This window comes from Variovorax boronicumulans (assembly GCF_029892485.1).
Classification (GTDB): Bacteria; Pseudomonadota; Gammaproteobacteria; order Burkholderiales; family Burkholderiaceae_C; genus Variovorax; species Variovorax boronicumulans_B.
Genome location: NZ_JARXVG010000005.1, coordinates 38995 through 51589, shown reverse-complemented (window position 1 = coordinate 51589; position 12595 = coordinate 38995). Strand labels below are relative to the sequence as shown.

The 12595-nt window shown below is 68.6% G+C and carries 11 protein-coding genes; 4 read left to right on the top strand and 7 right to left on the bottom strand.

The window, feature by feature from the left end; all coding sequences use genetic code 11:
• Positions 1-9: 9 nt before the first annotated feature.
• From M2282_RS13200 to M2282_RS13175, 6 genes are all read right to left on the bottom strand, one after another.
• The gene (locus M2282_RS13200) at positions 10-1275 is read right to left on the bottom strand and encodes an ABC transporter substrate-binding protein (RefSeq protein WP_432422900.1); all 1266 of its coding nucleotides are present in this window, start codon (positions 1273-1275) and stop codon (positions 10-12) included.
• A gap of 50 nt (positions 1276-1325) precedes the next feature.
• Complete coding sequence (locus tag M2282_RS13195; RefSeq protein ID WP_280809229.1) at positions 1326-2828, bottom strand: aldehyde dehydrogenase family protein; 1503 nt, start codon at positions 2826-2828, stop codon at positions 1326-1328.
• 46 nt (positions 2829-2874) lie between these two features.
• Complete coding sequence (locus M2282_RS13190) at positions 2875-3264, bottom strand: nuclear transport factor 2 family protein (RefSeq protein ID WP_280809228.1); 390 nt, start codon at positions 3262-3264, stop codon at positions 2875-2877.
• Positions 3265-3307: 43 nt separating this feature from the next.
• Positions 3308-4114, bottom strand: a complete 807-nt coding sequence (locus tag M2282_RS13185) for a MoaF C-terminal domain-containing protein (RefSeq protein WP_280809227.1) — start codon at positions 4112-4114, stop codon at positions 3308-3310.
• A 19-nt stretch (positions 4115-4133) separates the two neighbouring features.
• Positions 4134-4940 carry an SDR family NAD(P)-dependent oxidoreductase gene (locus M2282_RS13180; protein ID WP_280809226.1) on the bottom strand — a complete coding sequence of 269 codons (807 nt, stop codon included), beginning with the start codon at positions 4938-4940 and terminating at the stop codon, positions 4134-4136.
• Positions 4941-5040: 100 nt separating this feature from the next.
• Positions 5041-6645 carry a GMC family oxidoreductase gene (locus M2282_RS13175; protein WP_280809225.1) on the bottom strand — a complete coding sequence of 535 codons (1605 nt, stop codon included), beginning with the start codon at positions 6643-6645 and terminating at the stop codon, positions 5041-5043.
• A 133-nt stretch (positions 6646-6778) separates the two neighbouring features.
• Between M2282_RS13175 and hemE the strand changes: the two genes are divergently transcribed.
• From hemE to M2282_RS13160, 3 genes are all read left to right on the top strand, one after another.
• Positions 6779-7888, top strand: coding sequence for a uroporphyrinogen decarboxylase (gene hemE, locus M2282_RS13170; protein WP_280809224.1), 1110 nt, complete (start codon positions 6779-6781; stop codon positions 7886-7888).
• Positions 7889-8388: 500 nt separating this feature from the next.
• Complete coding sequence (gene priA / locus M2282_RS13165) at positions 8389-10464, top strand: replication restart helicase PriA (protein ID WP_280809604.1); 2076 nt, start codon at positions 8389-8391, stop codon at positions 10462-10464.
• A 50-nt stretch (positions 10465-10514) separates the two neighbouring features.
• Entirely contained in the window at positions 10515-11405 is an 891-nt protein-coding gene (locus M2282_RS13160) for a hypothetical protein (protein WP_280809223.1), read from the top strand.
• Between the two features lie 36 nt (positions 11406-11441).
• On the opposite strand, the gene M2282_RS13155 is transcribed toward M2282_RS13160, so the two are convergent.
• Positions 11442-11654: a hypothetical protein gene (locus tag M2282_RS13155; protein WP_280809222.1), complete on the bottom strand. Its 213-nt coding sequence runs from the start codon at positions 11652-11654 to the stop codon at positions 11442-11444.
• 270 nt (positions 11655-11924) lie between these two features.
• On the opposite strand from M2282_RS13155, the gene M2282_RS13150 reads away from it, so the two are divergent.
• Entirely contained in the window at positions 11925-12590 is a 666-nt protein-coding gene (locus M2282_RS13150; protein WP_280809221.1) for a hypothetical protein, read from the top strand.
• Positions 12591-12595 lie beyond the last annotated feature (5 nt).

Sequence of the window (12595 nt, the reverse complement as noted above, 5' to 3'; positions counted from 1 at the left end):
CCGGCGCGCCTACTTGAGGCCCATCTTCTGCTCGTCGGCGCGGATGTCGACCAGCTCCGGGTCTTCCGCCGTCAGGCAGCCGCCGGGCGCAAAGCGCCAGCCGTTGCCGTCCGGACTCGCGATCGGCCCGCTGTTGTTGGCGTTGTGGCGATTGCCGTTGCCCACGTAGAAGGGCTTGCAGAGGATGTCGCTGCGAAAGTCCGTCACCTTGCGCAGCGCATCGGTCACGCTCGCGCGGTCGATCTTCTTCGGGTCCATCTTGAGGAGAGCCTGCGTCACCAGCCGCGCGGCGACGTAGCCGGCCTGCGAGAAGGTGTCGCGCGGATCGCCCTTCGCGCCGTACTTTTCCATCACCGCGAGCCAGTTCTTGTTGTCGGGCCCGGCCGATTCGAGTGGATTGAATTCGAGGTTGACGTCGAAGTTGCCCTTCCAGTACGGCCCGATGGCCTTGGGCACGTCGGCGTTGTAGGCCGGCGCGGACGACACGAAGTGGATCTTCTTGCCCAGGTTCTGCTGCTCGGCCGCGGCCAGCATGGGCACCAGGATGCCCTTGGGCACGTTCATGATGATGGTGTCTGGCTTCTTCGCGGCGGCCTGCAGCATGGTGGAGGTGGCATCGGCCGAGCCGGGGTCGATGGCGATGGTCTCGACCTCCACGCCGTTCTTCCTGCCCCATTCCTTGGGCCCCTCGCAGGCCCAGTTGCCCAGGCTCGGGATGTTCGGAATGATGCAGACCATCTTCTTCGACTTGTACTTCTGCGCCGCGTACATCGCGGCGATGGTGGCCGACACGCGCGGCCCCGCATTCACCGGCACGTAGTTGCGCGCGTTGAAGCATTCGCGCGGCACGCCGGTGCCGGCGATCACCATCACGCCCTCGTCGGCGTACATCTTGGCGTTGGCACCGCACTCCACGAAGCTGGTGCTGCCCGCGAGCGCGACCACCTTGCGGTCCTTCACGAGCTTGGAGGCCACCTGCGCAGCGGTCTCGGGGTTCCACTGGTCGTCGACCACGATGTAGTCGACCGGCCGGCCGTTGATGCCGCCGTTGGCGTTCACGCACTTGAAGTACGCGGCCGCCGCCTGGCCCGAGGCGCTGAAGTCGTCGGGCCCGGTCTTGCCGACCACGGCGCCGATGGGAATGGGTTCGCCGGTGGCGGGCTTGCCGCTGTTGAGGCCGCAGTCCAGGCCCGACTGCGCCCAGGCCCCGCTGAAGCCGGCAAGGCCCATGGCGCCGACGACGGCCGACAGCGCGATCTTCTTTGTTCTCAGCATGATGAATGTCTCCAGTTGTTGTGTTCTGTTGCGTTCGGAACCGGGCGCGGCTACACCGCCATGCACACGCTCTTGAGCTCGGTGAAGCTCTCGACCGCCGCGCGCCCCAGGTCGCGCCCGTAGCCCGACTGCTTGATGCCGCCCAGCGGCAGCGCGTTGTCGAGCACGTTGTGCGCGTTGACCCAGACCACGCCCGCCTGCAGGCGCGGCACGATGCGGTGCACGGCCGAGAGGTTGTTCGACCACACGCTCGCGGCCAGGCCGTAGGCGCTGTCGTTGGCCATGCGGATGGCGTCCTCGACATCGTCGAAGGGCACCACCGTGGCGACCGGGCCGAACACTTCCTCCCGCACGATGCGCATCGAGGGCTGCGCATCGACGAACACGGTCGGCCGCACGAAGCAGCCGCCGTCGAAGGCGCGGCTGCCGCCGGTGACGAGCGTGGCGCCCTCGGACACCGCGCCGTCGATGTGCGCCATCACGCGGTCCATGTGGCGCCTGGAGACGAGCGGGCCGAACTGCGCCTTCGGATCGAAGCCCGAGCCGATGTGCAGCCCCTCGGCGACCTGCGCCAGCTCTTGCACCACCTTGTCGAAGATGCCGCGCTGCACATAGACGCGCGAACCGGCGGTGCACACCTGCCCCTGGTGAAAGAAGATGCCGTTGGCCGCGCCTTGCGCCGCCGCGGCCGGGTCGGCGTCGTCGAGCACGATCAGCGGCGACTTGCCGCCCAGCTCCAGCGTGAAGCGCGCCATGTTGTCGACGGCGGCATGGCCGATGTGCCGGCCTACCGCCGTCGAGCCGGTAAAGCTTATCTTGCGGATGTCCGGGTGCGCGGCGAGCGCGGCACCGGCGGTGGCGCCGCGGCCGCACACCACGTTGAGCGCGCCGGGCGGAAAGCCCGCCTCGATCGCCAGCTCGGCCAGCCGCAGCGCGGTGAGCGGCGTTTCTTCGGAGGGCTTGAGCACCACGGTGCAGCCGGCGGCGAGCGCGGGCGCCACCTTCCACAGCGCGATCGCGAGCGGAAAATTCCAGGGCACGATCGCGCCGACCACGCCCACCGGTTCGCGCCGCGTGTAGGTCACCCACTGCGGGCCGGGGATGCCGATGGAGTTGTCGAGCGTCTGCCCTTCGAGCTTGGTGGCCCAGCCCGCCATGTAGCGCACGAACTCCGCGCCGCCGCCCACGTCGACCATGCGCGCGATGCCGCGCAGCTTGCCGCTCTGCAGGGTTTCCAGCGCGCTGAGTTCGTCGGCATGCGACTCGATGAGGGTCGAGAGCGTGTAGAGCATGCGCTCCCGGTCGGCCGGGCGCAGCCCCTTCCAGGCGGCGCTCTCGAAGGTACGGCGCGCGCTCGCGACGGCGGCGTTCACATCGGCCGCATCGCTGTCGGGGGCTTCGGCCACGGTCATCTCGGTGGCCGGATCGACGACGGGCAGGTACAGGCCGTTGGCGGGTGCCGCCTCGCGGCCGTCGATGTGGTTGCCGCGGCGGCGCTGCGCCAGCAGGCCCACCAGGCCGAGGTGTTCGAGCGAAAGGTCTCGCAGGTTCATGGATGGACTCCGGGGCAATGCATTGAATGAAGGAAGAAGGTGGAATTCACGACATGGCCTGCGCCACGAGCAGCGTGTCGGTGAACTGCTCGAAGCTGCGCACCTTGCCGCCCTGCACCTGCCACACATGCGTCACGCGGACGCGCATGGTCTTGCCGGTCTTGCGGTAGCGGCCGTGGTAGTTGCCGATGCCGACCACGGTGTCGCCGCCATCGACCAGCCGCTCGAGTTCGAAGCGATAGCCCTCCCACTCGGTGCCCAGCACCTTGAAGACCTTCTCGATCACTTGCGCCTGGCCGACGTGCGTGCCGGCGCATGGAAAGCCGGCCATCTCGGTCCACTGCACGTCGTCGGCCACGTCGGCGAACATGGCGGGGAGGTCCTGGCGGTCGGAGGCGGCGTAGTGATCGGCAATGATCTGATGGGGTGTGCGCATGAAGAACGGGCTCCTGAAGAAGTGACAGCAAAGAAGGGGAAGCTCAGACCGGTCCGAACTCGGGCGGATAGAAGGTCTGCGAGGCCTTGCGCATGAAGGCGCCAGCCGGGTTGTTGGCGACTTCGCCCGCGCCGGTGACGCCCAGGAACTTGCCGGTCGAGCGGCCGCTCGCAAAGTTGAAGAAGAACACCGAGGCGACCGGAATCAGGAACTCGCGAAAGGTGAAGATGTACTGGTCCTCGTCGAACTTGTAGTAGCTCGCAAGGTCGACGTCGCCATGGCCGCGCTGCACGCCGACCAGGCACTGCCAGGCGTAGCGCTCGGCGCTCAGGTAAGTGTGCTCGTAGGTGTGCTCGGGGCTGTAGATCTGCCAGGTGCGCAGGCCGATGAGGTCGCGCGTGGGCTGCGGAACGGGGCCTGTCGCAGTGCCGCCTTCGAGCGTGCCGACCCAGAAGTCCTGCGGCACGCGCGGCTGGCCCGCGGCTTCGTCGGCACCGACGATGCGGCAGCGGATGGCCAGCACGCGGCGGGTGCGCGTGTTGACGACCACGCTCAGCGCTTCGGTCGGGCGGCTGGCCTGCGTGATGTCGAGGAAGAAGGTATCGGGCGCGACCTCGATGGCTTCGTACCAGTCGCCCTGGCCTTGTCCGCCGCGCGCGCCGTGTTCCTGCCAGTCGAGCGTGTGCTGCGTGCGCGGCTGCAGCGTGAGCTGGAAGCCGGGCAAGGCGAGCTTCAGCGTCTGCCCGGCGAGCGCATCGGTGGCGGGCAGGCGGTTGGTGGCGATGCCTGCGGCGAAGTCGTCGTAGTTTTTCCAGTCCGCGGGTTTCGTGACTACGGTGTTGTTGCTCATGGCGTTCCTTCCTTCTGTCTCAGGCGTCGTGCGCGAAGGCGATGGTGGGCAGGTCGACCGCGGACGCACCGCCGTCGACCATCAGCGAACTGCCGGTGACCATGGCGGCCAGCGGCGAGGCGAGGAACAGCACGGCATTCGCCACGTCCTCCGGGCTGGCGGGCCGGCCCATGGGCACGTCGCGCGTGACGAGGTCGTAGGCGGCATCGGCGCCCGGCAGGCGGTACTTGTCGATGAGCACCTGCATCTGCTCGTCGGCCATCTCGGTGCGCACCCAGCCGGGGCACACCGCGTTCACGCGCACGCCCTGCCTGCCGTAGTCGCGCGCCAGCGAACGCACGAGGCCGATGAGCGCGTGCTTCATCGTCACGTAGCCGATCACGCCCGGGCCGGCGAAGTGGCCCGCGAGCGACGAGAGCACGACGATGTTGCCGCGGCGCTCGATCAGTTCGGGCAGGAGCTCGCGTGCGCAGACGAAGGCGGTGTCGAGGTTCAGGCGTGTCGAGAGCGCCCAGGAGGCGTCGTCGGTGGACAGCGCATCGCCCACGCCGTGGCCGCCCGCGTTGGCGACCAGCACGTCGATGCGGCCGAACTTCTCGCGTGCCGCGGCGAGCGCACGCTGCACGTCGGCGGCGCTGGCGGCATCGCCCGAAACGGCCAGCCCGCCGAGCTTTGCGGCAACGGCCTCGAGCTGCGCGAGGCGGCGCCCCATCAGCACCACGCGGCCACCGGCCGCGACGAACTGTTCGGCGACTGCCGCGCCGATGCCGGTGCCGCCGCCGGTGATGAATGCGATCTTGCCGGCCATGGAAGCGGTGGAACTCATTTGCCTTGTCTCCTTGTTGGAATCGACTCTAGGTTTCGAGGGCCGCACGCGGTTGACCGAACGCGCAGTGTTCGTTGCCCGACAGCGCGGCCGAGCGGGTTCATGCCGACTGCCCCAGCACGAAGGCCGCGCAGCGCTCGGCCAGCATCACGGTCGGCGCGTTGGTGTTGCCGCTCACCAGCGAAGGCATCACCGAGGCATCGCACACGCGCAGCTTCGCCACGCCATGCACGCGCATCTGCGCATCGACCACGGCCATGCCGTCGCTGCCCATGCGGCAGGTGCCGCTCGGGTGGTAGACGGTCTTGGCGCGCTGGCGCACGTAGGCTTCGATGGCGTCCTCGGCCATGTCCTCGGCTGCGGAGGGCGCGAGCTCTTCGGAGACCACTTCGCGCAAGGCCGGCGCGCGCAGGATGCGGCGTGCGAGCTTCACGCCGCGCACCAGCGTGTCGACGTCTTCCTGCGCCTGCAGGTAGCCGCCGTCGAACAGGATCGGCGCCATCGGATCGGCGCTGCGCAGGCGCACGCTGCCGCGCGATGCCGGGCGCAGGAAGCAGGGGTTGATCGACAGGCCGTGGCCGGCCAGCGGCTCGCGGTCCACATCGCCCACGAGCACCGGCAGCACATGGAACTGCAGGTCGGGCCGGCCCTGGCCGGTGGTGTCGACGAAACCGCCGCTCTCGACCACGTTGGAGGTCAAGAGGCCGGTGTTGAAGAGCGTCCATTGCAGGCCGTGCCTGAGCGCAGCGAGGCCGCGATCGTTGCCGAGCAGGCTGATGGGCTCGCGCGTGCGGCCGTAGACCGACACCTCCAGGTGGTCCTGGAAGTTCTCGCCCACGCCCGGCAAGGCGTGCGCCACCGGAATGCCGAGCGACTGCAACTGCTCGCCGGGGCCGATGCCCGAGAGCAGCAGCAGCTTGGGCGAGGCCAGCGCGCCGGCCGAGAGGATCACTTCCTCGCGGGCGGTGGCGACGATTTCCTCGCCGGTGCCGCCCTTCCCCGTGCGGTAGGCCACGCCGGTCGCCGCGCCGTCCTTCGTCAGCACGCGCAGCACATGCGCACCGGTGACCACGCTGAGTTTCGGGTTGCCGCGCACGGCCGCGAGGTACGTGGCCGCCGTGCTGGCCCGCCGCCCCTCGAAGGTGGTGGTCTGGTAGAAGCCCACGCCCGCCTGCGCGGTGCCGTTGAAGTCGTCGTTGTAGGCCAGGCCCGCCTGCTGTGCCGCGCGCACGAAAGCCAGGCTCAGCGGATGGCGGTAGCGGGTGTCGCTCACCTTCAGCGGTCCGGTCGTGCCGTGCAGGTCGCAGGCGAAGCGCGAATTCGACTCCGCCTTGCGGAACCAGGGCAGCACATCGTTCCAGCTCCAGCCCTCGCAGCCCTGCGCCTGCCAGCCGTCGTAGTCGGCCGGCGTGCCGCGGATGTAGACCATGGCGTTGACCGAACTGCCACCGCCGAGCGTGCGCCCCTGCGGCACGAACATCTTCCGGCCGCCGGCCGCCGCCTGCGGCTCGCTTTCGTAGGCCCAGGCGCGCTCGGTGCCCAGCACCCGCACGAAGGTGGCCGGCATGTGGATGAAGCGGTCGTCGTCGGGCGGCCCCGCCTCCAGCAGCAGCACGCTGCGCCCCGCCAGCACCAGCCGGTTCGCCAGAACGCAGCCGGCCGAGCCGCCCCCCACCACCACGAAGTCGAAAACCTGTTGCGCCATGTCCCGTATCCATCCGGAGTTGTTGTCGGAGCCGGATGCTCGGCGCTGCGGCACGCCGTGGCTCACCGCGGCGGGTTGGGGCAACTCAAATTGCGCTGTCGGTCAACGCGCGGGCCCCTGCGACAATCGCCGGATGCCTTTCGCCCCACTGCAAAACGACACTTTCCTGCGAGCCTGCTGGCGCCAGGCCACCGATCACACGCCCGTCTGGCTGATGCGCCAGGCCGGCCGCTACCTTCCCGAGTACGTGGCCACGCGCGCGAAGGCGGGCAGCTTCATGGGCCTGGCCACCAACACCGACTACGCCACCGAAGTCACGCTGCAACCGCTCGCGCGCTACCCACTGGATGCGGCGATCCTGTTCTCCGACATCCTCACCGTGCCCGACGCCATGGGCCTGGGCCTGTCGTTCGAGGCCGGTGAAGGCCCGCGCTTCGCGCGGCCGGTGCGCGACGAGGCTGCCGTGGCCGCGCTCGAAGTGCCCGACATGGAAAAGCTGCGCTACGTGTTCAGCGCCGTGGCCTCGATTCGCAAGGCGCTGGCCGGCCGGGTGCCGCTGATCGGTTTCTCGGGCAGCCCGTGGACGCTGGCCTGCTACATGGTCGAAGGCGCGGGCTCCAGCGACTACCGGCTCGTGAAAAGCATGCTCTACAGCCGCCCCGACCTGATGCACCGCATCCTCGCGGTCAACGCCGATTCGGTGGCCACCTACCTCAATGCCCAGATCGACGCCGGCGCACAGGCCGTGATGGTCTTCGACAGCTGGGGCGGCGTGCTGGCCGACGGCGCCTTCCAGGAATTCAGCCTCGCCTACACCGCGCGCGTACTGGCGGGCCTCAAGCGCACCGGCGCCGACGGCCAGCCCGTGCCGCGCATCGTGTTCACCAAGGGCGGCGGTCTCTGGCTGGAGGCCATGCGTGCGCTCGACTGCGAAGTGCTCGGCGTGGACTGGACCGTGAACCTCGCCGCCGCCCGCCGCCAGGTCGCCGAAGGCACGGACAGCCAGGCCAAGGCCCTGCAGGGCAACATCGACCCGAACGTGCTGTTCGCCCCGCCCGCGCAGATCGAGGCCGAGGTGGCGAAGGTGCTGCAGGCTTTCGGCAAGCCCCATGCCGACCGCAACGCCGCGGGCCCGACGCACATCTTCAACTTGGGCCATGGCATCAGCCAGTTCACGCCGCCCGACCATGTGGCGGCGCTGGTCGAGGCCGTGCACACCCAGTCGCGCGCCCTGCGCGGTTGAAACTGTGACCAGCGGGCCGGCCGCGCGAAAGCGCGAACCCTCCCTGGAAAATCGCTCCCCAGCCGTTTGTCAAGCCTAAAAACGGTCTAGTGGGTCGGACTTATGCACAAAACTTGTGTTGCACTGCGCAAGATTATCTGAGGCATTGCCTTCTTTGCTCCCAAACCAATAGCACTTCCAAGTTGTTGATTTATATAGGATTTGAACTTTGCATTTTTTTGGGGCATTCCAGCCAGAGCCTTGATTTTCAAGGCTCTCCAGCGTGTCGAGCCTTGTTGTCAACAAAGTTATCCACAGAACTCTGGATGGATGGCAAAGCACTGGAAAATCAACGACTTAAGCGGATTTGCTCAAAGTCGCATTAACAATCGTTGCCAAGAAGGACGCCCATCTCCACCATCGCCCCAGCCCCCGACGCAGGCGCCCCCACCACGGCCGGCCCGGCTGCACCGCCGCCTGAAAGTGCGCCGGCCCAGCCTGCCTGGCGGCTCGATATCGCGGTGCAGACGCCGGCGCATGCCGCGCTGGGCGACCTGCTGAGCTACGCGGGTGCGGTGCCGCTCGTTCCGGGCACGCTGGTTCGGGTGCCGCTGGGCCGGCGCGAGGTGCTCGGCGTGGTCTGGAACACGCCCACCTCGCTGGACGGCGCCGAGCCCGACATGGCGCTCAAGCCCGTAGGCGCCGCGCTCGACGCGCTGACGCCGCTCGGCGAAGCCTGGCGCGACCTCGTGGCCTTTGCCGCGCGCTATTACCAGCGCTCGATCGGCGAGATCGCCCTGGCCGCCCTGCCGCCGCAACTGCGCGACCTGACGACCACGCAGCTGGCGCGCCGCCTCAAGCGCAAGACGACGACCGGGCCCGTCGCCCAGACGGCCGAAGCCGCCAACCTGATCGCGCTGAGCCCGGAACAGACGGCCGCCCTCGCCCACATCGAGGCCGAGAGCGGCACCTTCCTTCTGGTCGGCAGCACAGGCAGCGGCAAGACCGAGGTCTACCTGCGCTGCGTGGCCGACCTGCTCGCGCGCGACCCGGAGGCGCAGGCGCTGGTGATGGTGCCGGAGATCAACCTCACGCCGCAATTGGAAGCACGCTTCAAGGCCCGCTTCGGCGACGAGGCGGTCGTGTCGCTGCACAGCGGCATGACCAATCCGCAGCGGCTCGCCAGTTGGCTTGCCGCGCACAGCGGCGCCGCGCGCATCGTGCTGGGCACGCGCATGGCGGTGTTCGCGTCGATCCCGGGGCTCAAGCTGATCGTGGTCGACGAGGAACACGACCCGAGCTACAAGCAGCAGGAAGGCGCGCGTTATTCCGCACGCGACCTCGCCGTGTGGCGCGGCCAGCGCGAAGGCGCGAAGGTGATCCTCGGCTCGGCCACGCCTTCGCTCGAGAGCTGGCACCAAAGCCGCCCCGCCGAAGGCGACGACCCGGGCGGGCGCTACGTGCGGCTCGAAATGCCGTCGCGCATCGGCGCAGGCGAGCTACCCGCGGTGCGGCTGGTCGACATGAACCTGCAGCCGCCGAAAACCGTGCTCTCCGGCGCGCTGCTCGATGCCATCGGCCAGCGCATCGCGCGCGGCGAGCAGAGCATGATCTTCCTGAACCGCCGCGGCTACGCGCCGGTGCTGGCCTGCGGCGACTGCGGCTGGAAAAGCGAATGCCCGCACTGCAGCGCCTACCGCGTCTTCCACAAGATCGACCGCACGCTGCGCTGTCACCACTGCGGCTTCACCGAACGCGTGCCGCGCGCCTGCCCGGCCTGCGGCAACCCCGACATCGCGCCCGTGGGCCGCGGCACAGAGCGGCTCGAGGAGCACCTGGCCGAACTCTTCGCCGCGGTGAAGCGGCCCGACGGCAGCGCGGTCCGCATCGCGCGCATCGACGCGGACAGCACCAAGAAACAGGGTGCGCTCGAATCGCAGCTCGCCGCCGTGCATGCGGGCGAGGTCGATGTGCTGGTCGGCACGCAGATGATCGCCAAGGGCCACGACTTCCGGCGCATCACGCTGGTGGCGGCGGTGAACCCCGACGGCGCGCTGTTCTCCAGCGACTTCCGCGCGCCCGAGCGCTTGTTCAGCCTGCTGATGCAGTCGGCCGGCCGCGCCGGACGCGACGCCACCTACCTCGCCGCGCAGGGCGCGACGGCCGAGATGTGGATCCAGACCTTCCACTCGCAGCATCCGCTCTTCATGGCGCTGCGCAAGCACGACTACGCCACGTTCGCGAAGCAGCAACTGGACGAGCGCCAGGCCGCCGCGATGCCGCCCTTCGCCTTCCAGGCGCTGCTGCGCGCCGATGCGCGCGAACAGTCGGTGGCGCAGGCTTTCCTGAACATGGCGGCCGATGCGGCCGAGGCCCTGCCGGGCGCCGACATAGTCACCCGCTATCCGGCGGTGCCGCTCTCGATCCAGCGCGTGGCCAACGTGGAGCGCGCGCAGATGCTGATCGAAAGCCCTTCGCGTGCCGCGCTGCAACGCCTGCTCGCAAGTTGGCAGCCGCTGCTGCACGAACTGCGGCGCACCCCGGAGGGCAAGGGCGTGATCCGCTGGCTGGTCGACGTCGATCCGCACAGCATCTGAGCCGGTTGTCCTGCACGGCGCGAAGGCCGCCAGGGCCAAGGTGCTGCGGCATGAACACCTCCTTCGTCCGCAAGACCCGCCTGATCGGTTTGGGCATCCTGCTTGTGGCGGCCTCGACGCTGGCCCTGGCACAGCAACAGTCCGCGCCCGCCGACACCGGCCCGGCGGCCACGCTGCGCGCAAAGCTGCAGGCGCTCGCGCCGCAACTCGAGCGCAACGCCTTTCGCCGGCCGCTCGCACTCGAATCGAGCGAAGCCGCGGACCGGTTGAGCGGCGACGTCTATGCGCTGGTGGACCACCCCGTCGCCCGCGTGAGCGAGGCGCTGCGGGAGCCCGCCGCGTGGTGCCAGGTGCTGATGCTTCACCTCAACACCAAGCACTGCGCAGTGAAGAGTGGCGGCACCACGCTTGCGGTGGCCATCGGCCGCAAGTTCGACCAGCCACTGTCGGATGCGCAGACCATCGCTTTCGCCTACACACCGGGCAAGGCGGATGCGAACTACCTCAACGTGCGGCTGAGCGCGGACACCGGCCCGCTCTCCACGCGCGACTACAGCATCGTGTTCGAAGCGGCGCCGGCCGATGGCGGCAAGACCGCGATCCACCTGCGCTACGCCTATGCCTACGGCACCGCCGCGCGGCTCGCGATGAAGGGCTATCTCGCCACGCTCGGCAGCGACAAGGTCGGCTTCACGCCGGCGGGGCAAGGCAACTACATCGGCGGCGTGCGCGGCGTGGTGGAGCGCAACACCATGCGCTACTACCTTGCGATCGACAGCTACCTCGACGCGCCCGGTGCGGGGCAACTGGAGCAGCGCCTTGCAGCGTGGTTCGATGCGACGGAGCAGTACGCGAAGCAGCTCCACGAAATCGACAGGAACGACTACCTCGCGATGAAGCGCCACGAGTTCCAGCGCCTTCAGCAGCCGGCCGCGTCCTGAAACGCGCCTGTTCCGGCCATTCCGGTGACTCCGTATTCAGTGGTAGCCGGTGGGCTCCTTGCCCATGTCGACATAGCGCAGCTCGCGGTGATGCCGGCGCCGGGCAATGCTGCCCGGCCATGCGAACACCACGAGGCTGAGCGCGGCCAGCGCGATCGAAGACGCGGTGCCCAGTGCACCGACATGCCAGGCCCAGCCCGCGCCGGAAAGCCAGGCCACCCACAGCAGGATGCGAACCAGTATTGCCATCGCGCGCCCCATTCACATCTTTGACCTGGAACCACTTTAGCAGCCCATCTGCAAACTCAAGCATTCAACTGAAGAGATATCGATGCCTACGACTTACGGCCTGCCCTTGGATTACCCAGAAATAATCTGAAAAAAGGGTTGACGTGATGCAGTGACGCTGTTCAAGCTGTCAACGCGCGACCGCCCCCTGCGGTTTCGCGCTCCAAGCAAGCCCGCTCACACGCAAAGGTCGCCGTGAAACCGTCGTCTCTTCCTGGTTGGGTTTTCTCGTTGGCATGCATCGCCTGCGCCATCGGCGCCCCGGCGGCAGCCGCCGACATCGAGCTGCAGGGCCGCAAACTGGTGGTCTCGGGCATGCTCGACGGCAGCGCGATCAAGACCTTCACGGACCTTCTGGCGAGCGGCACGGTGCGCACGGTGGTGTTCGAGGACCTCTCCGGCGGCACCGCCGATGCGGCGGGCGCCTTTGCCGATGCCATCCGCGCGAGCGGGGTCGACACCGAGATCCGCGGCCAGTGCCTGGCCGCCTGCGCCTATGCGTTCCTCGCGGGCAAGACCCATCGATTCGGTTATGGCTTCCAGGTCAACGGCATCCTGCTGCCGGTGGCTGCGCGCCCCACGGCGGCCGAGCTGGCCGTGCGCTGGCGCGGCGATGAAGCCCACAAGACACTGGCCGACTTCACGCCCGCAACCGCCGCCATGGCGGACACGGCGACGGCCAAGCCGGTGGAGGCCAGTGTCCAGCCCACGAAAGACACCAAAGACGCCAAAGACAACTGGCAGCCCGACCACGGCGTGCTTTTCACCGCGAGCCCCACGCTTTTCGGGCGCGTCTACAACGCCTACTACTGCGACGGCACGCAGGGCCGCGATTTTTCGAAGTGCGAGCGCCTGTCCGATGCCGATCCGTACAAGCTCGGCGTCCTCACGCCGTAGGCAGC

What these genes read in the sequence shown, in the direction of transcription:
- M2282_RS13200 (WP_432422900.1), bottom strand. Translation starts at nt 1,275, where the DNA reads ATGCTGAGAACAAAGAAGATCGCGCTGTCGGCCGTCGTCGGCGCCATG.
- M2282_RS13195 (WP_280809229.1), bottom strand. Translation starts at nt 2,828, where the DNA reads ATGAACCTGCGAGACCTTTCGCTCGAACACCTCGGCCTGGTGGGCCTG.
- M2282_RS13190 (WP_280809228.1), bottom strand. Translation starts at nt 3,264, where the DNA reads ATGCGCACACCCCATCAGATCATTGCCGATCACTACGCCGCCTCCGAC.
- M2282_RS13185 (WP_280809227.1), bottom strand. Translation starts at nt 4,114, where the DNA reads ATGAGCAACAACACCGTAGTCACGAAACCCGCGGACTGGAAAAACTAC.
- M2282_RS13180 (WP_280809226.1), bottom strand. Translation starts at nt 4,940, where the DNA reads ATGAGTTCCACCGCTTCCATGGCCGGCAAGATCGCATTCATCACCGGC.
- M2282_RS13175 (WP_280809225.1), bottom strand. Translation starts at nt 6,645, where the DNA reads ATGGCGCAACAGGTTTTCGACTTCGTGGTGGTGGGGGGCGGCTCGGCC.
- hemE (WP_280809224.1), top strand. Translation starts at nt 6,779, where the DNA reads ATGCCTTTCGCCCCACTGCAAAACGACACTTTCCTGCGAGCCTGCTGG.
- M2282_RS13160 (WP_280809223.1), top strand. Translation starts at nt 10,515, where the DNA reads ATGAACACCTCCTTCGTCCGCAAGACCCGCCTGATCGGTTTGGGCATC.
- M2282_RS13155 (WP_280809222.1), bottom strand. Translation starts at nt 11,654, where the DNA reads ATGGCAATACTGGTTCGCATCCTGCTGTGGGTGGCCTGGCTTTCCGGC.